General features: G+C 55.6%; 22 protein-coding genes. 4 read left to right on the forward strand and 18 right to left on the reverse strand.

Translation table 11 applies throughout. The features are described 5' to 3' along the window. Positions 1 to 43: 43 nt before the first annotated feature. The 15 genes from atpA to rpmH form a co-directional block, all read right to left on the reverse strand. A complete protein-coding gene (atpA, locus tag AC1DWM_RS02600; RefSeq protein ID WP_007948088.1) occupies positions 44 to 1,588 on the reverse strand; it encodes a F0F1 ATP synthase subunit alpha in 1,545 nt (514 codons plus the stop codon). Positions 1,589 to 1,609: 21 nt separating this feature from the next. After that, on the reverse strand, positions 1,610 to 2,146 hold the full coding sequence (locus AC1DWM_RS02605; protein ID WP_054594854.1) for a F0F1 ATP synthase subunit delta: 537 nt from the start codon (positions 2,144 to 2,146) through the stop codon (positions 1,610 to 1,612). A 12-nt stretch (positions 2,147 to 2,158) separates the two neighbouring features. Next, on the reverse strand, positions 2,159 to 2,629 hold the full coding sequence (locus tag AC1DWM_RS02610) for a F0F1 ATP synthase subunit B (RefSeq protein ID WP_223521375.1): 471 nt from the start codon (positions 2,627 to 2,629) through the stop codon (positions 2,159 to 2,161). 56 nt (positions 2,630 to 2,685) lie between these two features. Continuing rightward, positions 2,686 to 2,943 carry a F0F1 ATP synthase subunit C gene (atpE, locus tag AC1DWM_RS02615; protein ID WP_002555987.1) on the reverse strand — a complete coding sequence of 86 codons (258 nt, stop codon included), beginning with the start codon at positions 2,941 to 2,943 and terminating at the stop codon, positions 2,686 to 2,688. Between the two features lie 133 nt (positions 2,944 to 3,076). Continuing rightward, the gene (atpB, locus tag AC1DWM_RS02620; protein ID WP_223521376.1) at positions 3,077 to 3,946 is read right to left on the reverse strand and encodes a F0F1 ATP synthase subunit A; all 870 of its coding nucleotides are present in this window, start codon (positions 3,944 to 3,946) and stop codon (positions 3,077 to 3,079) included. Positions 3,947 to 3,962: 16 nt separating this feature from the next. Beyond that, positions 3,963 to 4,370: a F0F1 ATP synthase subunit I gene (locus tag AC1DWM_RS02625; RefSeq protein ID WP_007948092.1), complete on the reverse strand. Its 408-nt coding sequence runs from the start codon at positions 4,368 to 4,370 to the stop codon at positions 3,963 to 3,965. A 148-nt stretch (positions 4,371 to 4,518) separates the two neighbouring features. Further along, positions 4,519 to 5,391 (reverse strand): ParB/RepB/Spo0J family partition protein, encoded by an 873-nt coding sequence (locus AC1DWM_RS02630; RefSeq protein ID WP_090177598.1) that lies wholly within the window; start codon positions 5,389 to 5,391, stop codon positions 4,519 to 4,521. Between the two features lie 9 nt (positions 5,392 to 5,400). Beyond that, entirely contained in the window at positions 5,401 to 6,198 is a 798-nt protein-coding gene (locus tag AC1DWM_RS02635; protein WP_007948095.1) for a ParA family protein, read from the reverse strand. A gap of 18 nt (positions 6,199 to 6,216) precedes the next feature. After that, on the reverse strand, positions 6,217 to 6,861 hold the full coding sequence (rsmG, locus tag AC1DWM_RS02640) for a 16S rRNA (guanine(527)-N(7))-methyltransferase RsmG (RefSeq protein ID WP_223521377.1): 645 nt from the start codon (positions 6,859 to 6,861) through the stop codon (positions 6,217 to 6,219). Then, positions 6,858 to 8,750: a tRNA uridine-5-carboxymethylaminomethyl(34) synthesis enzyme MnmG gene (gene mnmG, locus AC1DWM_RS02645; RefSeq protein WP_477794576.1), complete on the reverse strand. Its 1,893-nt coding sequence runs from the start codon at positions 8,748 to 8,750 to the stop codon at positions 6,858 to 6,860. Before mnmG ends, rsmG begins: the two co-directional genes overlap by 4 nt. 551 nt (positions 8,751 to 9,301) lie before the next feature. Further along, on the reverse strand, positions 9,302 to 10,672 hold the full coding sequence (mnmE, locus tag AC1DWM_RS02650) for a tRNA uridine-5-carboxymethylaminomethyl(34) synthesis GTPase MnmE (RefSeq protein ID WP_223521379.1): 1,371 nt from the start codon (positions 10,670 to 10,672) through the stop codon (positions 9,302 to 9,304). A gap of 79 nt (positions 10,673 to 10,751) precedes the next feature. Further along, positions 10,752 to 12,437, reverse strand: coding sequence for a membrane protein insertase YidC (yidC, locus tag AC1DWM_RS02655; protein ID WP_223521380.1), 1,686 nt, complete (start codon positions 12,435 to 12,437; stop codon positions 10,752 to 10,754). A gap of 2 nt (positions 12,438 to 12,439) precedes the next feature. Next, positions 12,440 to 12,685, reverse strand: coding sequence for a membrane protein insertion efficiency factor YidD (gene yidD / locus AC1DWM_RS02660; RefSeq protein ID WP_052966011.1), 246 nt, complete (start codon positions 12,683 to 12,685; stop codon positions 12,440 to 12,442). Next, positions 12,678 to 13,079 carry a ribonuclease P protein component gene (gene rnpA, locus AC1DWM_RS02665; protein WP_027926203.1) on the reverse strand — a complete coding sequence of 134 codons (402 nt, stop codon included), beginning with the start codon at positions 13,077 to 13,079 and terminating at the stop codon, positions 12,678 to 12,680. The genes yidD and rnpA overlap by 8 nt, the downstream gene beginning before the upstream one ends. A 16-nt stretch (positions 13,080 to 13,095) precedes the next feature. After that, positions 13,096 to 13,230 (reverse strand): 50S ribosomal protein L34, encoded by a 135-nt coding sequence (rpmH, locus tag AC1DWM_RS02670; protein ID WP_003213577.1) that lies wholly within the window; start codon positions 13,228 to 13,230, stop codon positions 13,096 to 13,098. Positions 13,231 to 13,796: 566 nt separating this feature from the next. Between rpmH and dnaA the strand changes: the two genes are divergently transcribed. Genes dnaA through gyrB form a run of 4 tightly spaced genes read left to right on the forward strand, consistent with a single transcriptional unit; the run spans position 13,797 to position 20,010 of the window. Then, positions 13,797 to 15,320, forward strand: a complete 1,524-nt coding sequence (dnaA, locus tag AC1DWM_RS02675) for a chromosomal replication initiator protein DnaA (RefSeq protein WP_007948104.1) — start codon at positions 13,797 to 13,799, stop codon at positions 15,318 to 15,320. 39 nt (positions 15,321 to 15,359) lie between these two features. Beyond that, on the forward strand, positions 15,360 to 16,463 hold the full coding sequence (dnaN, locus tag AC1DWM_RS02680; RefSeq protein ID WP_017341709.1) for a DNA polymerase III subunit beta: 1,104 nt from the start codon (positions 15,360 to 15,362) through the stop codon (positions 16,461 to 16,463). A gap of 20 nt (positions 16,464 to 16,483) precedes the next feature. Then, positions 16,484 to 17,587, forward strand: a complete 1,104-nt coding sequence (gene recF / locus AC1DWM_RS02685; protein ID WP_008007898.1) for a DNA replication/repair protein RecF — start codon at positions 16,484 to 16,486, stop codon at positions 17,585 to 17,587. A 5-nt stretch (positions 17,588 to 17,592) separates the two neighbouring features. Next, positions 17,593 to 20,010 carry a DNA topoisomerase (ATP-hydrolyzing) subunit B gene (gene gyrB / locus AC1DWM_RS02690; protein WP_223521381.1) on the forward strand — a complete coding sequence of 806 codons (2,418 nt, stop codon included), beginning with the start codon at positions 17,593 to 17,595 and terminating at the stop codon, positions 20,008 to 20,010. A 91-nt stretch (positions 20,011 to 20,101) separates the two neighbouring features. Here the strand turns inward: gyrB and AC1DWM_RS02695 are convergent, their stop codons facing one another. The 3 genes from AC1DWM_RS02695 to gmhB all read right to left on the reverse strand — a co-directional run bounded on the left by AC1DWM_RS02695 (position 20,102) and on the right by gmhB (position 22,559). Beyond that, complete coding sequence (locus AC1DWM_RS02695; protein WP_223521382.1) at positions 20,102 to 20,815, reverse strand: CatB-related O-acetyltransferase; 714 nt, start codon at positions 20,813 to 20,815, stop codon at positions 20,102 to 20,104. A 346-nt stretch (positions 20,816 to 21,161) separates the two neighbouring features. Further along, on the reverse strand, positions 21,162 to 21,941 hold the full coding sequence (locus AC1DWM_RS02700; RefSeq protein ID WP_223519784.1) for a lysophospholipid acyltransferase family protein: 780 nt from the start codon (positions 21,939 to 21,941) through the stop codon (positions 21,162 to 21,164). Positions 21,942 to 22,019: 78 nt separating this feature from the next. After that, complete coding sequence (gene gmhB / locus AC1DWM_RS02705) at positions 22,020 to 22,559, reverse strand: D-glycero-beta-D-manno-heptose 1,7-bisphosphate 7-phosphatase (protein ID WP_223519786.1); 540 nt, start codon at positions 22,557 to 22,559, stop codon at positions 22,020 to 22,022.

The raw sequence follows: 22,559 nt of genomic DNA on the forward strand, positions 1-22,559 counted from the left end.
CTATCAGGTTAGCAAGCGGGAGCCTTGCGGCTCCCGCTGCGGCTTACCAGGTTTGGGTGGCCTTGAACTTCTCAATACCGGCTTTCATGCCCGCATCGATTTCGTCATTGAAGTCACCCTTCACGTTGATCTTCGCCATCAAATCGGCGTGATCGCGGTTGAAGAAGGAAATCAGCGCTTGTTCAAAGCTACCGATCTTGGCGATTGCGACGTCAGTCAGGAACCCACGCTCAGCGGCATACAGCGACAGCGCCATGTCAGCAATCGACATTGGTGCGTATTGCTTCTGCTTCATCAGCTCGGTAACGCGCTGACCATGGTCAAGTTGCTTACGGGTCGCTTCGTCCAGGTCAGATGCAAACTGGGCGAATGCCGCCAGTTCACGGTACTGAGCCAGAGCGGTACGGATACCACCGGAGAGCTTCTTGATGATCTTGGTCTGAGCGGCACCACCCACACGGGATACCGAAACACCGGCGTTCACTGCAGGACGGATCCCGGAGTTGAAAATGGCCGACTCCAGGAAGATCTGACCGTCAGTGATGGAAATCACGTTGGTCGGAACGAACGCGGAAACGTCGCCAGCCTGGGTTTCGATGATCGGCAGCGCGGTCAGGGAACCGGTTTTGCCGGTCACTGCGCCGTTGGTGAACTTCTCTACATACTCTTCCGAAACGCGGGATGCGCGCTCCAGCAGACGGGAGTGGAGATAGAACACGTCGCCTGGGTAAGCTTCACGGCCTGGTGGACGGCGCAGCAGCAGGGAAATCTGGCGATAAGCCACTGCTTGCTTGGACAGATCGTCATAAACGATCAGCGCGTCTTCACCGCGGTCGCGGAAGAATTCACCCATGGTGCAACCGGCGTAAGGTGCCAGGTATTGCAGTGCTGCAGATTCCGAAGCGCTCGCTGCCACGATGATCGTGTTAGCCAGTGCGCCGTTTTCTTCCAGCTTGCGAACAATGTTAGCGATGGTCGATTGTTTCTGACCGATAGCTACATAGACGCAGAAGATTCCGCTGTTTTTCTGGTTGATGATCGCGTCGATCGCCAGAGCGGTTTTACCGATCTGACGGTCACCGATGATCAGCTCACGCTGGCCACGGCCGACAGGGATCATGGCATCGACAGCCTTGTAGCCAGTCTGTACAGGCTGGTCTACCGACTTACGCCAGATCACGCCTGGAGCAACTTTCTCGACCGCATCGGTCAAGGTGTTGTTCAGCGGACCTTTGCCATCAATCGGGTTACCCAGTGCGTCGACTACGCGACCCAGCAGTTCCTTACCAACCGGAACTTCGAGGATGCGGCCAGTGCACTTGGCGCTCATGCCTTCAGCCAGAGACTGGTATGCGCCCAATACAACGGCACCTACAGAGTCTTGCTCCAGGTTGAGAGCCATACCGAAGACGCCGCCCGGAAACTCGATCATCTCGCCGTACATTACGTCGGCCAGACCGTGAATCCGCACGATACCGTCAGATACGCTGACGACAGTGCCTTCGTTACGGGCTTGGGAGGTCACATCGAGCTTGTCGATGCGGCCCTTGATAATTTCACTTATTTCGGAAGGATTGAGTTGCTGCATTGCTCTGCTGCCCCTTCAAACTCAAGATTTCAATGCTTCGGCAAGGTTCGCGAGTTTGCCGCGAACCGAGCCATCGATAACCAGGTCGCCGGCGCGGATGACAATGCCCCCAATAAGGGATTTGTCTTCCTCGACTTGCAGGCGCACTTCCCGGTTGAGTCGTGCACTGAGAACCTTGGCGAGTTTGTCTTGCTGTTCTTGGTTCAATGCAAAAGCACTGGTCACTTCAACGTCTACCGACTTCTCTTGTTCGGCCTTGTACAGGTCGAACAGAGCGGATATCTCCGGCAACAGCGGGAGACGGTCGTTTTCGGCAACGACGTTGATGAAGTTCTGTGCCTTGGCATCAAACTTGTCGCCGCACACGTCAATAAACGTGGCGGCCTTGTCTGCGCTCGTCAGTCGCGGGGCCTTGAGCACGCGCTGCATGGTGTCGTCTTGCGACACTGCTGCAGCCAGGCCGAGCATGGCTGACCAAGAGGCCAGTTGCTGGTGGGCCTGGGCGTGCTCGAAGGCTGCCTTAGCGTAAGGTCGGGCCAACGTGGTCAATTCTGCCATGATCGCCCTCGCTTAAATTTCAGCAGCCAGTTTGTTTACCAGCTCCGCGTGCGCGTTTTGATCGATTGTGGAACCCAGGATCTTCTCGGCGCCGGAGACTGCCAGGCTACCCAGTTGGGCACGCAGCGCGTCTTTGACACTGTTCAGTTCCTGTTCGATCTCGGCCTGAGCCTGAACCTTCACACGGTCAGCGTCGATACGGGCTTTTTCAACAGCCTCTTCAACGATCTGGTTACCGCGTTTCTTGGCTTGCTCAATGATTTCGGCTGCCTGAGTTTTAGCTTCGCGCAGTTGTTGACCCGCTTTATCTTGGGCCAATTCCAGGTCGCGAGCTGCTCGGGCGGCAGCGTCCAGTCCATCCGCAATCTTCTTCTGACGTTCGTGCAAAGCCGCGATGACCGGAGGCCACACGAACTTCATGCAAAACAGTACAAAAATGAAGAACGCAACGGACTGGCCAATCAGGGTTGCATTAATGTTCACGCCAACACCTCGCTCGTTCGTTACACATCACACCAACTACTCGAAGGTTCGAGTAATTAGCCAGCGAGTTGACCAACGAATGGGTTCGCGAAGGTGAAGAACAGAGCGATACCAACACCGATCATGGTTACGGCGTCGAGCAGACCGGCAACGATGAACATTTTAACTTGCAGCATTGGAACCATTTCTGGCTGACGCGCTGCGCCTTCCAGGAACTTGCCGCCCAACAGGCCGAAACCAATTGCGGTACCCAGTGCGCCCAGGCCGATCAACAGTGCAACAGCGATAGCGGTTAGACCAACTACAGTTTCCATCTTTCCTCCCGACTTTTACGTCGTATGGTTTAGGTTTTTTAGATTTTAAAGCGGTAAAACAAATCGTTTCATAGCCCTGTTAGGGCACCCACCCGTTTGACCGAGTGGGACATCAGACTAGTCGAGACTGGTCTTAATGGTTCTCTTCGTGCGCCATCGACAGGTAAACGATGGTCAGCATCATGAAGATAAACGCCTGCAGGGTGATGATCAGGATGTGGAACACAGCCCACGCCCACTGCAGAACTACGCCCAGGCCGCTAAGCCAGAGCAGACCGCTGCCGAACATCACAGCGATCAGAATGAAGACCAGTTCGCCGGCGTACATGTTGCCGAACAGACGCAGTGCCAGGGAAATAGGCTTGGCAACCAGCGTCACGAACTCCAGCAGGAAGTTCACCGGGATCAGCAGGGCTTGAACGAAGACGTTCTTGCTGCCGAAAGGGTGCAGGGTCAGTTCGCCGATGAAGCCGCCGATGCCCTTGACCTTGATGCTGTAGAAAATGATCAACGCGAACACCGACAGGGACATGCCCAGGGTCGCGTTCGGGTCAGTGGTCGGAACAGCACGGAAGACCAGATGCGGGTCGCCAGTAATGATGGCTGCCACTTTTGGAATCCAGTCAACCGGTACCAGGTCGACGGCGTTCATCAGGAACACCCAGACAAAAATGGTCAGCGCCAATGGTGCGATCAATGGATTACGGCCGTGAAAGGTATCTTTCACGCTGCTGTCGACGAACTCGATCAGAACCTCGACGAAGTTCTGCAAGCCGCCAGGCTGACCGGAAGTCGCCTTCTTTGCCGCCATGCGGAAAAGAAGAACGAAGATCAGACCCAACGCGACCGACCAGCCGAGAGTATCGACGTGGAAAGCCCAGAAGCCCATTTCTTTGGCTTCTGCTGCGGTGTGGGCAAAACCCCACCCGCCAGTTGGGTGCTGACCGAAGGTCAGGTTCTGCAAGTGGTGCTGGATATAGCCCGAAGCGGTTGTCTCTGCCATGGTTGCCTCAAACGCCCTAAGGTCTCGAAAGTCTTGTTCTCATCAGCAGGGGCGCGAACCAGCTGACCAGTTGGGTCAACACGAAGACGCCGAATACAGCTAGCGGCGCCAATGGCTTCACACCTGCAAACGTCAATGCAAAGAGCACTGCCGTCAAAATCAGTTTGCCCGCCTCGCCGGCATAAAAAGACCGGACGATGGCTTGAGCTGCTCGGGCGCCGGAAAACCGAAATGCCCTGTGAGCGAAATAAACATTGGGAAGCAAGGCTATCAGGCCTCCGCAAAGTCCTGAGTACCCGGCTACGACTCCATGCCAGTACCAGAGCGCCAAGGCGGCCAGTACCAAAACGACAAATTGAGCCAGTAAGACCGGAAAAACTGCCAGGCGATGGAACGGCAAGCGGTTTGGCGTGCGGCTCTCCATCGTTTTTGCTCCCCAATGATCGGCTGCCAGAATTCAATAACTTGGCATAATTTGTGCCGACAAAATGCGCGCAGAGTATAGGGGCGGTTCCGCCCCTATTCAACTGTCAGGTAGTGATTTCCGACTTCACGCTACATGAGGAAATGTTTCAACGAATGTGTGCAAGCACACCCTGCAATTCGTCGAGGGAGTTGTAACCAATAACCAACTGCCCCTTCCCCTTCTTACCGTGGCGAATCTGCACCGCAGAGCCTAGGCGTTCGGCCAGGCGCTGCTCAAGTCGGGCTATATCCGGGTCCGGTTTTACCGGTTCGGCAGGCTCCTGTTTGCCACTCAACCACTGGCGAACCAGTGCTTCAGTCTGGCGCACAGTCAGCCCCCGTGCGACAACGTGTCGCGCCCCTTCTACCTGTTGATTCTCCGGTAAACCGAGCAAAGCACGCGCATGACCCATTTCCAGGTCACCGTGCGACAGCATGGTTTTGATAACTTCCGGCAACGCGATCAAGCGTAGCAGGTTGGCCACGGTCACGCGGGATTTGCCCACGGCCTCGGCAACTTGCTGTTGAGTGAGCTGGAATTCCTGCTGCAAACGCTGCAACGCCACCGCTTCTTCGATCGGATTGAGGTCTTCACGCTGGATATTCTCGATCAGCGCCATAGCGATGGCCGTTTCATCCGGTACATCGCGAACCATCGCCGGGATGGTTTCCTTGCCTGCCTGCTGGCTTGCACGCCAGCGGCGTTCACCGGCGATGATCTCGAAGCGACCGCTACCGATCGGGCGGACCACGATCGGCTGCATCACACCCTGGGCCTTGATCGACTGCGCCAATTCTTCCAGCGCTTGAGGATCCATATCCCGACGGGGTTGATACTTGCCCCGCTGGATCAGGTCCAGGGGAAGGTGCTGCAGCTCACGCTGGTCGGCTTGCACCGCTTGTTCTTCCAGCGAGCTGACAGTCGGACCACTCAGCAGTGCATCCAGTCCACGTCCGAGACCTCGTTTCTTGACGGCCATGGGGATTCCTTAAGTTGCCTGAGCAGCGGCGGTGCGTGAGTTTTTGCGTTGACGACGAACCATCTCGCCCGCCAAAGCCAGATAGGCAATGGCGCCCCGAGATGACTTGTCGTACGCCAATGCCGGCATCCCATAACTAGGCGCTTCGGCCAGGCGAATGTTGCGCGGAATCACGGTGTCGTAGAGCTGCTCGCCGAAGTGTTCCTTGAGCTGTGCAGACACATCGTTCATCAGGCTCAGACGCGGGTCGTACATGGTCCGCAACAGGCCTTCGACTTTCAGGTTCGGGTTCAGCAGTTCGGCGATGCGCTTGATGTTATCCACAAGGTCGCTCAGACCTTCCAACGCAAAGTACTCGCACTGCATGGGGATAATTACCCCATCGGCGGCAACCAGTGCGTTCAGCGTCAGCATCGACAACGACGGCGGGCAGTCGATCAAAATGTAATCGTAGTTTTCACGGATCGGCGCCAATGCACTGCGCAGGCGACTTTCCTTCATCTGCATTTCCAGCAGAACCACTTCAGCCGCCGTCAGGTCACGGTTAGCCGGCAACAACTGGTAACCACCGTGTTCGGAGAAATGCATGGCCTGGGCCAAGTCGCATTCACCGATCAGCAAGTCGTAGACCGAGTTTTCCAGACCGTGTTTATCCACACCGCTACCCATGGTGGCGTTGCCCTGTGGATCGAGATCGATCAGCAGTACCCGACGCTTGGTAGCGACCAGGGAAGCTGCGAGGTTGATGCAGGTGGTGGTTTTACCCACACCACCCTTTTGGTTCGCAATCGCGAATACCTTAGCCATTCTTGCTTGTGTTCCCAATCATGCCGTGCGGCGCAGTATCAGCAGATGGCGTTGGCCTTGGCAACCAGGTACGGCCAGGGCGTGTTCGCTATCGAGGTGGAAGTCTGCCGGCAATGCTACCAGCTCATCGGCCGGATGAACGCCCTTCATTGCCAGCCAGCGTGTATCGGCGTCGCCGAGATGGCGAGTCCAGTTGCTGAAGTTCTCCATACTGCTGAACGCCCGGGAAATGATCCCGTTGAATGGCTGTGCAGGCTGGAAGGCTTCGACGCGACTGTGGATAACTTGCAGGTTATCCAGTTTGAGTTCGAGTTTGACCTGGGTCAGGAAGCGGGTTTTCTTGCCGTTGCTGTCCAGGCAAGTCACTTGGGACTCTGGAAACAGGATGGCCATCGGAATGCCCGGCATGCCGCCACCGCTGCCAACGTCCAGCCAGCGACCGTTTTCGATGAACGACATGACGCTCAAACTATCGAGCAGGTGGCGAGAGACCATTTCGTCCGGATCGCGCACGGCGGTCAGGTTGTAGGCCTTGTTCCATTTGATCAACAGAGCCAGATAACCCAGCAGCTGCGCGTGCTGGGTTTCTGTCAGTGTGACACCGAGCTGGCGAGCACCTGTGGATAACTCTTCGGCGTGTTGCGAGGTAACCAACGAACTCAAGCGCTTTGCTCCAACTGACGGCCCGCGCCGCGTTTTTTCAAATGAATCATCAACAGCGAAATGGCTGCCGGGGTTACGCCCGGGATACGTGACGCCTGGCCCAAAGTTTCTGGACGGGTCGCGCCGAGCTTGCTCTGGATCTCTTTGGAGAGGCCGGAAATGTTCGTGTAATCGATATCCACAGGCAGTTTTGTATCTTCGCTGGCCCGCAGGCGTGCGATTTCATCCTGTTGACGGTCGATGTAACCGGCGTACTTGGTCTTGATTTCAACCTGTTCGGCGACCTGTGGATCTTCTGCGCCCCCGCCAGTCACGGCGATCAGGCCAGCGTAGTCGATTTCCGGACGGCTCAAGAGGTTGAGCAAATTGTATTCATGGGTCAGCGGTGTGCCGAACTTTTCGGAAATTGCATCGCCCTGCTCGGTACCAGGGCGCACCCAGGTACTTTTCAGACGCTGTTCTTCCAGTTCGATGCTTTCGCGTTTCGTGCAGAACGCCGCCCAACGCGCGTCATCGACCAGACCCAGTTCGCGACCTTTTTCGGTCAAGCGCAGGTCCGCGTTGTCTTCGCGCAGGATCAGGCGGTACTCGGCACGGGAGGTAAACATCCGGTACGGCTCTTGAGTACCTAGCGTAATCAGGTCGTCGACCAACACGCCGATGTACGCCTCGTCGCGACGCGGGCACCAGGCATCTTTGCCTTGTGCGCGCAGTGCAGCGTTGGCGCCGGCCAGCAAACCTTGGGCGCCAGCTTCTTCGTAACCGGTGGTGCCATTGATTTGCCCGGCGAAAAACAGGCCGCCGATGACTTTGGTTTCCAGGCTGTACTTCAGGTCACGCGGATCGAAGTAGTCATACTCGATGGCATAACCAGGACGAACGATGTGCGCGTTTTCCATGCCACGGATCGATTGCACGATCTGCAATTGCACGTCGAACGGCAAGGAGGTGGATATCCCGTTCGGATACAGCTCGTGAGTGGTCAGACCTTCCGGCTCGATAAAGACCTGATGGCTTTCCTTGTCGGCAAAGCGGTGGATCTTGTCTTCGATCGACGGGCAATAACGCGGGCCGATGCCTTCGATCACGCCGGAATACATCGGCGAACGATCAAGGTTGGAGGCAATAATTTCGTGAGTCCGGGCGTTCGTGTGGGTAATCCAGCAGCTCACCTGTTTCGGATGCTGCTCTTTGGACCCCATGAACGACATCACCGGGATCGGTGTATCGCCGGCTTGCTCGGTCATGACCGAGAAATCCACAGAACGACCGTCGATCCGTGGTGGCGTACCGGTTTTCAGACGACCTACACGCAGTGGCAATTCACGCAGACGGTGAGCCAGGGCAATCGAAGGAGGATCACCGGCACGACCGCCGGAGTAATTCTGCATTCCGATGTGGATAAGTCCGCCGAGGAAGGTGCCAGTGGTCAACACCACGGAGTCCGCGAAGAAACGCAGGCCCATTTGGGTGACAACACCACGCACTTGTTCCTGCTCGACGATCAAGTCGTCAGCGGCCTGCTGAAATATCCACAGGTTCGGCTGGTTTTCCAATGCTTCTCGGACAGCGGCTTTGTAGAGAACCCGGTCCGCCTGAGCGCGAGTTGCACGCACGGCCGGACCTTTGCGGCTGTTCAACACGCGAAATTGAATACCACCTTTGTCGGTAGCCATGGCCATCGCGCCACCAAGGGCGTCGATTTCTTTTACCAGATGACTTTTACCGATCCCACCAATGGCGGGGTTGCAACTCATTGCTCCGAGGGTTTCCACGTTATGCGTCAGCAACAGGGTTTTTRCMCCCATACGTGCTGAGGCCAGTGCTGCCTCGGTACCGGCATGACCGCCGCCGATGACGATCACTTCAAAACGGGAAGGGAAATCCACCACGCACCTCGTGCCTGCTTCAGTTAGGTAATCAGGAATAGTTTGAGCTCAGGTTTCTGGACCTGGTCGGCAAGTATAGGGACTTCGTCCTTCCTAAAGAACCCTTTGCACAAAATTTAACCAGCTGTGGAGAAGTCGGGGTTATAGAAATTATAAAGAGAGAAATTTATTAAATCTTTGTTTTTATGTTTATTTCTACTGAGGCACCTTTCTGTGGATAGATTGCTACAGCCCTTTATTATCAATATGTACAGAGATTCAAAACCCTGTGGTCATGTGCCAACGAGGCCCTTGGATAACCGGTTTAAGCCTGTGGATGAAAGGGGTGGTTATCCACAGAGGCGGTTATCTTCAGTTTTGAGGCCCTGTTATCAACTGCCCTTAGTGGCAGTTATTCACAGGGCTTAATCCACAGAAAAGCGCTCATCGGGTAAATTTGGGTCGAAGGAAAACCGCTCAACCAGAAATTATCTGCTCGGCACTGAGGGAAGATTTATCAAAAAAGAGGAAACAGACAGGCGCGAATGGCCTGTCTGTGGACAACTGAAGGGTTATTTACCGATACAGAAGCTGGAAAAGATGCGTCCCAACAGGTCATCCGAGCTGAATGCACCGGTGATTTCACCTAGCGAGTGCTGAGCCTGACGCAAATCCTCGGCCAATAACTCACCGGCACCTGCCAGGGTCAATTGCGCGCGGCCATGCTCAAGGGATGCGCTGGCATGACGCAGCGCCTCAAGGTGGCGCCTGCGTGCGCTGAAGCTGCTTTCTGACGTTTGCTCGTAACCCATGCAGGCCTTGAGGTGGTCGCGCAGTAACTCGAGGCCTTCGCCAGCAGACTTGGCACTCAGGCTGATGGTGACGTGGCCATCCTCACTGACTTCCAGGGCAATGGCTTCGCCCGTCAGATCAGCCTTGTTACGAATCAGCGTAACTTTCGCCGGATCGGGGCGGATTTCGAGGAATTCCGGCCACAATGCGAAGGGGTCCAACGCTTCAGGAGCCGTAGCATCGACAACCAGCAACACGCGATCTGCTTCGCCGATGGCTTTCAACGCCCGTTCTACACCGATTTTTTCCACGTGATCGTCGGTATCTCGCAGACCAGCGGTATCAACCACGTGCAGCGGCATGCCATCAATGTGGATATGTTCGCGAAGAATGTCCCGGGTTGTACCGGCAATTTCGGTCACGATCGCGGCTTCTCGACCGGCCAAGGCATTCAACAGGCTGGATTTACCGGCATTCGGCCGACCGGCAATCACCACTGTCATACCGTCACGCAGCAAGGCGCCTTGCCCGGCTTCGCGCAGCACTGTGGATAGTTCATCGCGCACTTTGTCGAGCATGGCCAATACATGACCATCGGCAAGGAAGTCGATTTCTTCCTCTGGAAAGTCGATGGCCGCCTCGACATAGATGCGCAGGCCTATCAGTTGCTCGGTGAGGTTATGCACACGCTGGGAAAAGGCGCCTTGCAAAGAACGCAGTGCATTTCGCGCAGCTTGTGCAGAACTTGCCTCAATCAAGTCGGCGATGGCTTCAGCCTGAGCCAGGTCGAGTTTATCGTTGAGGAAGGCGCGCTCACTGAATTCGCCAGGACGGGCAAGACGGCAGCCCAGTTCCAGGCAACGTTTGAGCAACATATCCAGAACGATCGGCCCGCCATGACCTTGCAGCTCAAGCACGTCTTCGCCGGTGAAGGAGTTCGGTCCCGGGAAATACAACGCGATGCCTTCGTCCAGCACCTCATCGTTTTCACTGAGGAACGGGCCGTAATGGGCAAACCGGGGTTTCAGGTCCCGACCGCTGATGGCCTTGGCCGCAAGGCTCGCCAACGGCCCGGAAATTCGAACGATGCCCACGCCGCCGCGACCTTGAGCGGTTGCAACGGCTGCGATGGTTTCACGAGGAGCGCTCATAAACCGGAATCCAGACAAAAGTGACAGATAGCAAAACGCCCCACTAGGGGGCGTTTTGAGTGGTTATCTACAGTGTAAATCAGGCAGCTGCTTTGGCAGCCGCTTCGATTTTACGTGTGATGTACCACTGTTGGGCGATGGACAGGCAGTTGTTCACTACCCAGTACAGCACCAGACCAGCCGGGAACCACAGGAAGAAGAAGGTGAAGATGATTGGCATCAGCTTCATCACCTTGGCCTGCATCGGGTCCGGAGGTGTCGGGTTCAACTGCTGCTGGATAAACATGGTTGCACCCATGATGATCGGCAGAATGAAGAACGGATCCTTGATCGACAGGTCGGTGATCCACAGCATGAACGGCGCTTGGCGCATTTCAACGCTTTCCAGCAGAACCCAGTACAGCGAAAGGAATACCGGCATCTGCACGAGGATTGGCAAGCAACCACCCAGCGGATTGATCTTCTCTTTCTTGTACAGCTCCATCATGGCTTGCGACATTTTCTGCCGGTCATCGCCATGTTGCTCTTTCAGCGCGGCCAGTTTCGGTGCCACTGCACGCATGCGCGCCATTGATTTGTAGCTGGCGGCGGACAGAGGGAAGAAAATCCCTTTGATCAGCATGGTCAGGAAGATGATCGACCAGCCCCAGTTACCGACCAGCGCGTGGATGTGTTGCAACAGCCAGAAGATTGGCTGGGCAATGAACCACAGAATGCCGTAGTCGACGGTCAATTCCAGACCTGGGGACAACTCTTTCAGTACTGCCTGGCTTTTCGGGCCGGCGTACAGAACAGCGCTGACTTCAGCTTTCGCACCTGGCGCAACAGTGATTGCCGGGGCGGTGTAGCCAATGATGTAGTTGCCTTTGCTGTCTTTACGGGTCTGGACGACATTGTTTTCGCCCTTCGCCGGAATCCACGCAGTCACGAAGTAGTGTTGCAACCAGGCAACCCAACCACCGTTTACGGTTTCTTTCAGCTGAGCCTTGTCCATGTCCTTCATCGACACTTTCTTGTACGGCTCGTTACTTGTCCACAGGGCTGCGCCCAGATAAGTCGCGGTGCCGGTGGCAGTGCTGGAAGAAGGATCGGAGCTGGCATCACGCTTCAGTTGGGCGAACATCGCACCCGACCAAGGCTTGGCGCTTTCGTTGTCGATCAAGTAAGAAACTTCTACATCGTACTGGCCACGTTTCAGAGTGAAACGCTTGATGTAGTTGACGCCGTCCTTGCTGAACTTCAGGTCTACGACCAATTGGTCCTGACCGTCAGCCAGTTGATAAACCTTCTTCTCCGAGGACCAAACCGGACGACCGGCAGGACTTGCATCCGGACCATCAGTGCCGATCAAACCGCTTTGAGCCAGATAAGTCCGCTCGTTGCCGTTATCGAACAACTGGAACGGGATATCCGGATGGTCCTGGCGACGTGGATACAGCGGCAGCGTCAGCTGGGCAACATCACCACCCTGTGGATCGACGGCCAGGTTGAGCACATCCGTTTTGATCTGGATGAGGTCTTTGCTTGCAGCTACTGGTGTTTCAGCAGGTGCAGTGGCACTGGTATCGCTTGCGGCGCGTGGAATGTCGTCACTGACAGAAGCATTATTGCCAGTAGCCGTATCCGGTAAGCCCGGTGCGGTAGTACTGGAAGCAACATTCTGAGTCGGCAGGGCAGCCTGACCATAGTCCTGGTTCCATTTAAGAACCATAACGTAGGACACGATTGCCAGGGCGACGATCAGGATCGTGCGTTTGATATCCATGATTACTCGGCCATCGAAGAAGAACGGGAGGTAGGGATAGATGGAACCGGGTCATAACCACCGGGATTCCACGGATGACAGCGACCTAAACGACGAAAGGTCAGCCAGCCACCGCGCAGAAGGCCATGATTTTCTATGGCTTCATACGCGTAGCAGGAACAACTGGGGTAGAAGCGACAGTGACTGGCCATCAGAGGACTAATGGCATAGCGATAAAACTGGATCGGAACGAGCGCCAGTTTACGCATCGGGACTGTCTACCCCTACAGTTTCGGTTTTGACTGCTGGTACCGGCGTGCTGCGTGCCAGACGCTTCCAGAGTTTGCCGAAATGCTGAATCAATTCGGGGTTTTCTACGTCACCCAAACCTTTGCGCGCGACGATAACAATGTCCCAGCCGACCAGTGAATCCTGGTGCAGACGGAACGATTCGCGCATCAGACGTTTGAGGCGATTGCGCTCGACGGAGAGCTTTACGCTCTTTTTCCCGATAACCAACCCGAGACGGGGGTGATCAAGATCGTTGTTGCGCGCAAGGAGCAGGAGATTTTTCCCCGGAACCTTGCCGGTAGGGGAGTCAAAGACTGCCTTGAAATGCCGGGGAGTAAGCAGGCGCTTTTCCCGACTGAAGTCCTGACTCACCTCCAGTGCCGGCTTATCAAACTGCCAGACGCGCACGACCTTTGGCGCGACGACGCGACAGAACGGCACGACCGTTCTTGGTAGCCATGCGAGCACGGAAACCGTGGGTACGAGCGCGTTTGATAGTGCTTGGTTGGAAAGTACGTTTCATTGTCGTGTTACCTGGTTCGTCCACAACGGGCCGGAATGGCCCCCGTTTTAAGAGACCGGGGATTCTAGAGAAAGCAAGCCTCTAGGTCAATTTCCAACCAACGTTTCCTTATAAATAGATCTCCAGAGGTTTTGCTCGTGAATAACCCGTCGTTAGAAATAGAAATAAGAAAGGAATTATTTAAAGCTTTTCTGTAAAGCTTATAAAAGCTAGGCAGGCGATCATCTGTGGATAACTCACTTCAAGCCTTCTATTCCGCGCTGTACAGAGAATGACAACTACGGTGGAAAACAGGGGGCAGCCTGTGCTGCGCTGTCGGATAACCTGTGGGTGAAAGGGCTTGTTATCCACAGGGTGGTTATCCACCGAGTTTCCCCCCTACTTGTGCAACGACCTTAGACCCGGTTATCCACAGAGCTTATGCACAGACCGCTCGTCGTGTTTTTTGCGTATAAAGCGTTGATTGTTCTTGGTCAGTGATCCACCTACGTGTGGATAAGTCGGCGTCTGGTCGCTACAATGGCCGCTTGTTTTTGCCTCACCGGCTTTCAACTTAGGGGATATCCGTGTCAGTGGAACTTTGGCAGCAGTGCGTAGAGCTTTTGCGCGAAGAGCTGCCTGCCCAACAATTCAACACTTGGATCCGTCCACTACAGGTCGAAGCCGAAGGCGACGAGTTGCGTGTCTACGCACCGAATCGCTTTGTTCTCGACTGGGTCAACGAAAAGTATCTGGGCCGCGTTCTTGAACTGCTGGATGAGCACGGCAACGGCATGGCGCCGGTGCTGTCCTTATTAATAGGCAGCAAACGCAGTTCGGCACCGCGCGCTGCACCGAATGCGCCGTTGGCTGCCGCTGCGTCTCAGGCACAGGCTGCTCAAGCACCCGTTAGCGCTCCGGCGCCAGCGCCGACTGCCAGCGCACCGACCAAACGTGCAACGCAAAAAGTGGCCGAGATCAATGAAGAGCCGTCCCGCGACAGCTTCGACCCGATGGCCGGCGCCAGCTCGCAGCAAGCTCCGGTGCGCTCCGAGCAGCGCACCGTGCAAGTCGAAGGCGCGCTCAAGCACACCAGTTACCTGAACCGCACCTTTACCTTTGAAAATTTTGTCGAAGGTAAGTCCAACCAACTGGCCCGGGCGGCGGCCTGGCAGGTGGCGGACAATCCGAAGCACGGCTACAACCCACTCTTCCTTTATGGAGGCGTTGGTTTGGGTAAGACCCACTTGATGCACGCTGTGGGTAACCACCTATTAAAGAAGAACCCGAATGCCAAGGTCGTGTACCTGCATTCCGAGCGCTTCGTGGCCGACATGGTCAAGGCGCTGCAACTGAATGCTATCAACGAGTTCAAGCGTTTCTACCGTTCGGTGGATGCGTTGCTGATCGATGACATTCAATTCTTCGCTCGCAAGGAACGGTCCCAGGAAGAGTTTTTCCACACCTTCAACGCCCTGCTTGAAGGTGGCCAGCAGGTCATTCTCACCAGTGACCGCTACCCGAAAGAAATCGAAGGCCTTGAAGAGCGTCTCAAGTCACGCTTCGGCTGGGGCCTGACGGTTGCCGTCGAGCCGCCGGAACTGGAAACCCGCGTTGCGATCTTGATGAAAAAGGCCGACCAGGCCAAAGTCGATCTGCCTCATGATGCCGCGTTCTTCATTGCCCAACGCATTCGCTCCAACGTCCGTGAGCTGGAAGGCGCACTGAAACGCGTGATCGCCCACTCGCACTTCATGGGCCGCGACATCACCATAGAGCTGATTCGCGAATCCCTGAAAGACTTGTTGGCGCTGCAAGATAAATTGGTCTCTGTGGATAACATTCAGCGCACTGTCGCCGAGTACTACAAGATCAAGATCTCCGACCTGCTGTCCAAGCGTCGCTCACGCTCGGTCGCACGTCCGCGTCAGGTTGCAATGGCGTTGTCCAAAGAGTTGACTAACCACAGCCTGCCGGAAATCGGCGATGTGTTTGGCGGCCGCGACCACACCACTGTTTTGCACGCCTGCCGCAAGATCAACGAGCTTAAGGAATCCGACGCGGACATCCGCGAGGACTACAAGAACCTGCTGCGTACACTGACCACTTGATGCACACCAGCGCAGCTTATTAAGGCAAGGGACTAGACCATGCATTTCACCATTCAACGCGAAGCCCTGTTGAAACCCCTGCAACTGGTCGCAGGCGTCGTTGAGCGCCGACAGACCTTGCCGGTGCTCTCCAACGTGCTGCTGGTTGTCGAAGGCCAGCAATTGTCGCTGACCGGTACCGACCTGGAAGTCGAACTGGTCGGTCGTGTGCAACTTGAAGAGCCGGCAGATCCAGGTTCCATCACTGTGCCAGCGCGCAAGCTGATGGACATCTGCAAGAGCCTGCCAAACGACGCGCTGATCGACATCAAGGTCGACGAACAGAAGCTGGTAGTGAAAGCTGGCCGTAGCCGCTTCACCCTGTCGACCCTGCCGGCCAACGATTTCCCGACCGTGGAAGAAGGTCCGGGCTCGCTGACTTGCAGCCTGGAGCAAAGCAAACTGCGTCGCTTGATCGAGCGCACCAGCTTCGCCATGGCTCAGCAGGACGTTCGTTACTATCTGAACGGTATGCTGCTGGAAGTTTCGGCCGGAATCATTCGTGCCGTGGCCACCGACGGTCACCGTCTGGCCATGTGCTCGATGCAGGCCGATATCGGTCAGCCGGATCGCCATCAGGTCATCGTTCCACGCAAGGGCATCCTTGAACTCGCACGCCTGCTGACCGAGCCGGACGGTATCGTCAGCATCGTCCTGGGTCAGCACCACATCCGTGCGACCACCGGCGAGTTTACCTTCACCTCGAAACTGGTCGACGGTAAATTCCCGGATTACGAGCGCGTTCTGCCTAAAGGTGGTGACAAGCTGGTACTCGGCGACCGTCAGGCACTGCGTGAAGCCTTCAGCCGTACCGCAATTCTGTCCAACGAGAAGTACCGTGGTATCCGTCTGCAACTGGCCAACGGTCAGCTGAAAATCCAGGCGAATAACCCGGAGCAGGAAGAAGCGGAAGAAGAAGTGGGCGTTGAGTACAACGGTGGCAATCTGGAAATCGGCTTCAACGTGAGCTATCTGCTCGACGTGCTGGGCGTGATGACCACTGAGCAAGTTCGCCTGATCCTGTCAGACTCCAACAGCAGTGCGCTGGTGCAAGAGTCCGACAACGACGACTCGGCTTACGTTGTCATGCCGATGCGCCTGTAATCATGTTCAGCAGAAGCTAGATGTCGCTCAGTCGCGTCTCGGTCACCGCGGTGCGCAATTTGCACCCGGTGACCTTCTCCCCCTCCCCCCGAATCAACATTCTTTACGGCGCCAACGGCAGCGGCAAAACCAGTGTTCTGGAAGCCATCCATCTGCTGGGGCTTGCCCGGTCGTTTCGTAGCAGCCGTTTGTTGCCGGTGATTCAGTACGAGCAATTGGCCTGCACCGTGTTTGGCCAGGTCGAACTGGCTGAGGGGGGGCACAGCGCGCTGGGTATCTCGCGCGACCGTCAGGGTGAATTTCAGATCCGCATCGACGGTCAGAATGCTCGCAGTGCGGCGCAATTGGCTGAGATCCTGCCTCTTCAGTTGATCAACCCTGACAGTTTTCGTTTGCTGGAAGGCGCGCCGAAGATTCGACGGCAGTTTCTCGACTGGGGCGTGTTCCACGTGGAACCGCGTTTCATGTCCACCTGGCAGCGCTTGCAGAAGGCCCTGCGCCAGAGAAACTCTTGGCTGCGGCATGGTACACTTGACGCCGTTTCGCAAGCGGTTTGGGACAGGGAACTGTGCCAGGCCAGCGCAGAAATTGATGAATACCGCCGCGCTTACATCAAAGCCTTGAAACCAGTCTTTGAACAGACCTTGAGCGAATTGGTTGAGCTTGAAGGTTTGACCCTCAGCTATTACCGAGGCTGGGACAAAGACCGCGAACTGAGTGCCGTACTCGCTGGGTCTCTTCAACGGGACCAGCAAATGGGTCACACCCAGGCCGGACCACAACGCGCTGATTTGCGCCTCAGACTGGGCGCACATAATGCCGCGGACATTTTGTCCCGGGGTCAGCAGAAGTTGGTGGTCTGTGCATTGCGGATTGCCCAAGGGCACTTGGTTAGCCAGGCCCGACGCGGCCAGTGTATTTATCTGGTGGATGACCTGCCGTCCGAGCTTGACGAGCATCACCGCCGCGCGCTTTGCCGCTTGCTGGAAGACTTACGCTGCCAGGTCTTTATCACCTGTGTAGATCACGAATTATTGAGGGAAGGCTGGCAGACGGAAACGCCAGTCGCTCTGTTCCACGTGGAACAGGGCCGTATCACCCAGACCCACGACCATCGGGAGTGAAGGCATTGAGCGAAGAAAATACGTACGACTCAACGAGCATTAAAGTGCTGAAAGGCCTGGATGCCGTACGCAAACGTCCCGGTATGTACATTGGTGACACCGACGATGGCAGCGGTCTGCACCACATGGTGTTCGAAGTGGTCGATAACTCGATCGACGAAGCTCTCGCCGGCCACTGCGACGACATCAGCATCATCATTCACCCGGATGAGTCCATCACCGTTCGTGACAACGGTCGTGGCATCCCGGTAGACGTGCACAAAGAAGAAGGCGTTTCGGCAGCCGAGGTCATCATGACCGTGCTGCACGCCGGCGGTAAGTTCGACGACAACTCCTACAAAGTATCCGGCGGTCTGCACGGTGTAGGTGTGTCGGTGGTGAACGCTCTGTCCAAAGAACTGGTCCTGACCGTTCGCCGCAGTGGCAAAATCTGGGAACAGACTTACATCCACGGTGTTCCGAAAGAGCCGATGAAGATCGTTGGCGAAAGCGAAACCACAGGCACCCAGATTCACTTCAAGCCTTCAGAAGACACCTTCAAGAACATCCACTTCAGCTGGGACATCCTGGCCAAACGGATTCGTGAACTGTCCTTCCTCAACTCCGGTGTCGGCATCGTCCTCAAGGATGAGCGCAGCGGCAAGGAAGAGCTGTTCAAGTACGAAGGCGGCCTGCGTGCGTTCGTTGAATACCTGAACACCAACAAGACTGCGGTCAACCAGGTGTTCCATTTCAACATTCAGCGTGAAGACGGCATCGGCGTAGAAATCGCCCTGCAGTGGAACGACAGCTTCAACGAGAACCTGTTGTGCTTCACCAACAACATTCCACAGCGCGATGGCGGTACTCACCTGGTGGGTTTCCGTTCCGCGCTGACGCGTAACCTGAACACCTACATCGAAGCTGAAGGTCTGGCGAAGAAACACAAAGTCGCGACCACCGGTGACGATGCCCGCGAAGGCCTGACCGCGATCATTTCGGTGAAAGTACCGGATCCGAAGTTCAGCTCCCAGACCAAAGACAAGCTGGTGTCTTCCGAAGTGAAGACAGCGGTCGAACAGGAAATGGGCAAGTACTTCTCCGACTTCCTGCTTGAAAACCCGAACGAAGCCAAACTGGTCGTCGGCAAAATGATCGATGCGGCACGTGCGCGTGAAGCTGCGCGTAAAGCCCGTGAGATGACCCGTCGTAAAGGCGCGCTGGATATCGCTGGCCTGCCGGGAAAACTGGCTGACTGCCAGGAAAAAGACCCTGCCCTGTCCGAACTGTACCTCGTGGAAGGTGACTCTGCTGGCGGTTCCGCCAAGCAGGGACGTAACCGCCGCACCCAGGCCATCCTGCCGCTGAAGGGCAAGATCCTGAACGTCGAGAAGGCGCGTTTCGACAAGATGATCTCTTCGCAAGAAGTGGGCACCTTGATCACCGCGCTGGGTTGTGGCATCGGCCGTGATGAGTACAACATCGACAAGCTGCGCTATCACAACATCATCATCATGACCGATGCTGACGTCGACGGTTCGCACATCCGTACCCTGCTGCTGACCTTCTTCTTCCGTCAGTTGCCGGAGCTGATTGAGCGTGGCTACATCTACATCGCTCAGCCACCGCTGTACAAGGTCAAGAAAGGCAAGCAAGAGCAATACATCAAAGACGACGACGCCATGGAAGAGTACATGACGCAGTCGGCCCTGGAAGATGCAAGCCTGCACCTGAACGAAGAAGCACCGGGCATCTCCGGTGAAGCGCTAGAGCGCCTGGTGAATGACTTCCGCCTGGTAATGAAGACCCTCAAGCGTCTGTCGCGCCTGTACCCTCAGGAGTTGACCGAGCACTTCATCTACCTGCCAGCGGTGAGCATGGATCAACTGTCCGATCATGCAGCGATGCAGGATTGGCTGGCTCAATACGAAGTTCGCCTGCGCACCGTCGAGAAATCCGGCCTGGTCTACAAAGCCAGCCTGCGTGAAGACCGTGAACGTAACGTCTGGCTGCCAGAGGTCGAGCTGATCTCCCACGGCCTGTCGAACTACGTCACCTTCAACCGCGACTTCTTCGGCAGCAACGACTATAAAACGGTCGTTTCCCTGGGCGCTCAATTGAGCACCCTGCTCGACGACGGCGCGTACATCCAGCGTGGCGAGCGCAAGAAGCCGGTCACCGAGTTCAAGGAAGCCCTTGAATGGCTGATGGCTGAAAGCACCAAGCGTCACACCATCCAGCGATACAAAGGTCTGGGCGAAATGAACCCGGATCAGCTGTGGGAAACCACCATGGACCCAAGCCAGCGCCGGATGCTCAAAGTGACAATCGAAGACGCCATTGGCGCAGACCAGATCTTCAACACCCTGATGGGTGATGCGGTCGAACCTCGCCGTGACTTCATCGAAAGCAATGCCCTGGCGGTTTCGAACCTGGACTTCTGATCCAGAGAACCTGCCAAACAAAAAAGGCCAACGTTTAACGTTGGCCTTTTTTGTTGTCTGTGTTTAAGACGGGAACGTTATCCCTATAGATTTACAGCGAGGGCAGAACGCTGCATTTTTTGCGTGTAATTTGAATCTGCTGGTAGTTAGCACGACTTTCTTCAGGTCTATCTGCCAATAGCGCTAACGTGGTCTGAGGATCATTCAACGGTAACGTCTTGAGCAACTCGACATCATGATTCCACCACTGACTACTGATCAATTCTTCAATTAGCTCAGGTGCATGCCGATACTTGACGACTTTTGCAGGGATCCCGGCAACGATAGCGTAGGGCGGTACATCATGGGCAACCAAGGCGCGGGTTGCGATAATAGCCCCCGTGCCGACGGTGACCCCTTCCAGGATCATCGCACTGTGCCCAATCCAGACATCATGCCCAATCGTTACATCAGCAACTTCGGGATCGAAAATCAGACCTGTACCGGTGTACTGAAAAGGATGTGAACTGAGCCAGTCTGACGGATGTGAACTCTTTTGCTGTCCGATAAAACATCCACTGCCAATAGAGCAGAATCTCCCGATAGAGGACACTGCCGAAAGGACACAGTCACTTCTGATATAGGTATGAGCACCGATTCCCAGTTTTTTTGATTCTATGACCACATACCCGAGAGATACCCCCTCTTCCAGTGTCAGCGTCGATCTCTTGTACAACGACAACACACCGCCCGCCACTTTGCATTTATGCCTACGAATCCATTTCTTCCAATAATGATTTCGAAGGGTATCGATTATTTTTTTCATAAGAATTTATTTAGACATCCGTTATAGAGCAAAAGCAGCGCCCTATGAGCCAATGGCTGGAGTCTAAAGGAATCGGCTGAGGAGATGAAATGTTACAACTCTGACCAACCAAGTCGATTGAAGGTTGTCCGGTATTACCGCCTCCCGCTGTAGACCATAGTGAGGAAAACCGCAAACGACGGGCATAAAAAAACCGGCTATATCAGCCGGTTTTTTTGCGCCCCGAAAAAACTTATGCACCATTTTCGGCGTTTTATGTGTTTAAGAAATATGTATATAAATCATTATCTTACAAAACAAAAACGCTGATTTTCGAGAAAACGGTACACAGGTTATCCACAGAATCTCAGACAGCCACTTGATCACTGGCGGTCGGTGCCGCCGGGGCGGCCGGCAGCGAACCCATTTCCCGTTGCATCTGCTCGTTCCAGGCTTGCACCCGGTCGTTCAGATCGGCAATGGCGCGAGGCCCGCTACCCTCTGCGTACATCGGTGCGCCGATGATCACGGTGATAACACCCTGCTTCTTCGCCCAACCGGTTTTTGGCCAGAACTTGCCGGCATTGTGCGCAATCGGCAGTACCGGAAGCGCGGCGTTGACGGCCAACGCGGTGCCACCGCGTGAGAACTTGCCGATAGTGCCAAAAGGAACGCGAGTCCCCTCAGGAAAGATCAGCACCCAGACGCCATCCTTCAGCAGTTCATCGCCCTTCTTCGCCACATGCTTGAGCGCGGCTTTGGGATTGTCGCGGTCGATGGCGATCGGTCGTAGCATGGCCATGGCCCAGCCGAAGAACGGTACATACAGTAATGAACGCTTGAGCACCTGGCTCAACGGCTCGAAGTAAGCGGAGAGAAAGAACGTCTCCCACGTGCTCTGGTGGTTCGACTGAATCACACAGGGCTGATCAGGCACGTTCTCGGCACCCTTCACTTCGTAGCTGATGCCCAGGAACACTTTGCTCAGCCACAAGGCGCAGCGGCACCAGTACACGTTGATGAAACGATAACGCGCCTTGAACGGCAGAAACGGCGCGATAAAAAAGCTCAGGCTGCACCAGAGCAATGAGCTGGTGCCCAGCAGAAGGTAAAAGAGGAAGGTTCTGATGGCCTGCAGTATCGACATGGTGACGTTTACCGTGCGGGCTCTGCCCGTCTATAAGCGCACTCCCGATCAGTCCTTAATCGGAACAATCGAAGCACTTTAATTGTGGATAAGTTCTGCGGCAATCGCCGCCAGATCGTCAAAAATCAAGGTGCCTACCGGTAGGGACTTGCCCAACGTCTTTTCGCCTTTCCCGGTCTTTACCAAAACTGGCTGTGAATCGACGGCTTTGGCGGCTTCCAGGTCACCAAGGCTGTCGCCAACGAACCAAAGATGGGTCAGCGACACGTTGTAATGCTCGGCGATGGTTTTCAACATCCCGGGTTTCGGCTTGCGGCAATCGCAGCCTTCGTCCGGCCCATGTGGGCAATAGACGATCAGCCCGACTTCACCGCCCTGCTCCGCCACCAGCGAGCGCAAGCGCTCGTGCATGGCGTCCAGGGTGGCGATGTCGTAATAGCCGCGAGCGATGCCCGACTGGTTGGTAGCGACCGCTACCGTCCAGCCGGCCTTGCTCAACTGCGCGATGGCTTCGATCGAACCGGGGAGTGGAATCCACTCCTCCACCGACTTGATGTAAGCGTCGGAGTCGTAATTGATTACCCCGTCGCGATCGAGAATCAGCAGTTTCAACAGCAG

This window comes from Pseudomonas sp. P4_C8, assembly GCF_056401975.1.

Coding starts and splice junctions, on each gene's coding strand:
- AC1DWM_RS02630 (WP_090177598.1), bottom strand. CDS start 5,391: ATGGCCGTCAAGAAACGAGGTCTCGGACGTGGACTGGATGCACTGCTG.
- atpE (WP_002555987.1), bottom strand. CDS start 2,943: ATGGAAACTGTAGTTGGTCTAACCGCTATCGCTGTTGCACTGTTGATC.
- atpA (WP_007948088.1), bottom strand. CDS start 1,588: ATGCAGCAACTCAATCCTTCCGAAATAAGTGAAATTATCAAGGGCCGC.
- AC1DWM_RS02605 (WP_054594854.1), bottom strand. CDS start 2,146: ATGGCAGAATTGACCACGTTGGCCCGACCTTACGCTAAGGCAGCCTTC.
- dnaN (WP_017341709.1), top strand. CDS start 15,360: ATGCATTTCACCATTCAACGCGAAGCCCTGTTGAAACCCCTGCAACTG.
- atpB (WP_223521376.1), bottom strand. CDS start 3,946: ATGGCAGAGACAACCGCTTCGGGCTATATCCAGCACCACTTGCAGAAC.
- AC1DWM_RS02625 (WP_007948092.1), bottom strand. CDS start 4,370: ATGGAGAGCCGCACGCCAAACCGCTTGCCGTTCCATCGCCTGGCAGTT.
- recF (WP_008007898.1), top strand. CDS start 16,484: ATGTCGCTCAGTCGCGTCTCGGTCACCGCGGTGCGCAATTTGCACCCG.
- AC1DWM_RS02695 (WP_223521382.1), bottom strand. CDS start 20,815: ATGAAAAAAATAATCGATACCCTTCGAAATCATTATTGGAAGAAATGG.
- AC1DWM_RS02700 (WP_223519784.1), bottom strand. CDS start 21,941: ATGTCGATACTGCAGGCCATCAGAACCTTCCTCTTTTACCTTCTGCTG.
- mnmE (WP_223521379.1), bottom strand. CDS start 10,672: ATGAGCGCTCCTCGTGAAACCATCGCAGCCGTTGCAACCGCTCAAGGT.
- yidD (WP_052966011.1), bottom strand. CDS start 12,685: ATGCGTAAACTGGCGCTCGTTCCGATCCAGTTTTATCGCTATGCCATT.
- rpmH (WP_003213577.1), bottom strand. CDS start 13,230: ATGAAACGTACTTTCCAACCAAGCACTATCAAACGCGCTCGTACCCAC.
- yidC (WP_223521380.1), bottom strand. CDS start 12,437: ATGGATATCAAACGCACGATCCTGATCGTCGCCCTGGCAATCGTGTCC.
- AC1DWM_RS02635 (WP_007948095.1), bottom strand. CDS start 6,198: ATGGCTAAGGTATTCGCGATTGCGAACCAAAAGGGTGGTGTGGGTAAA.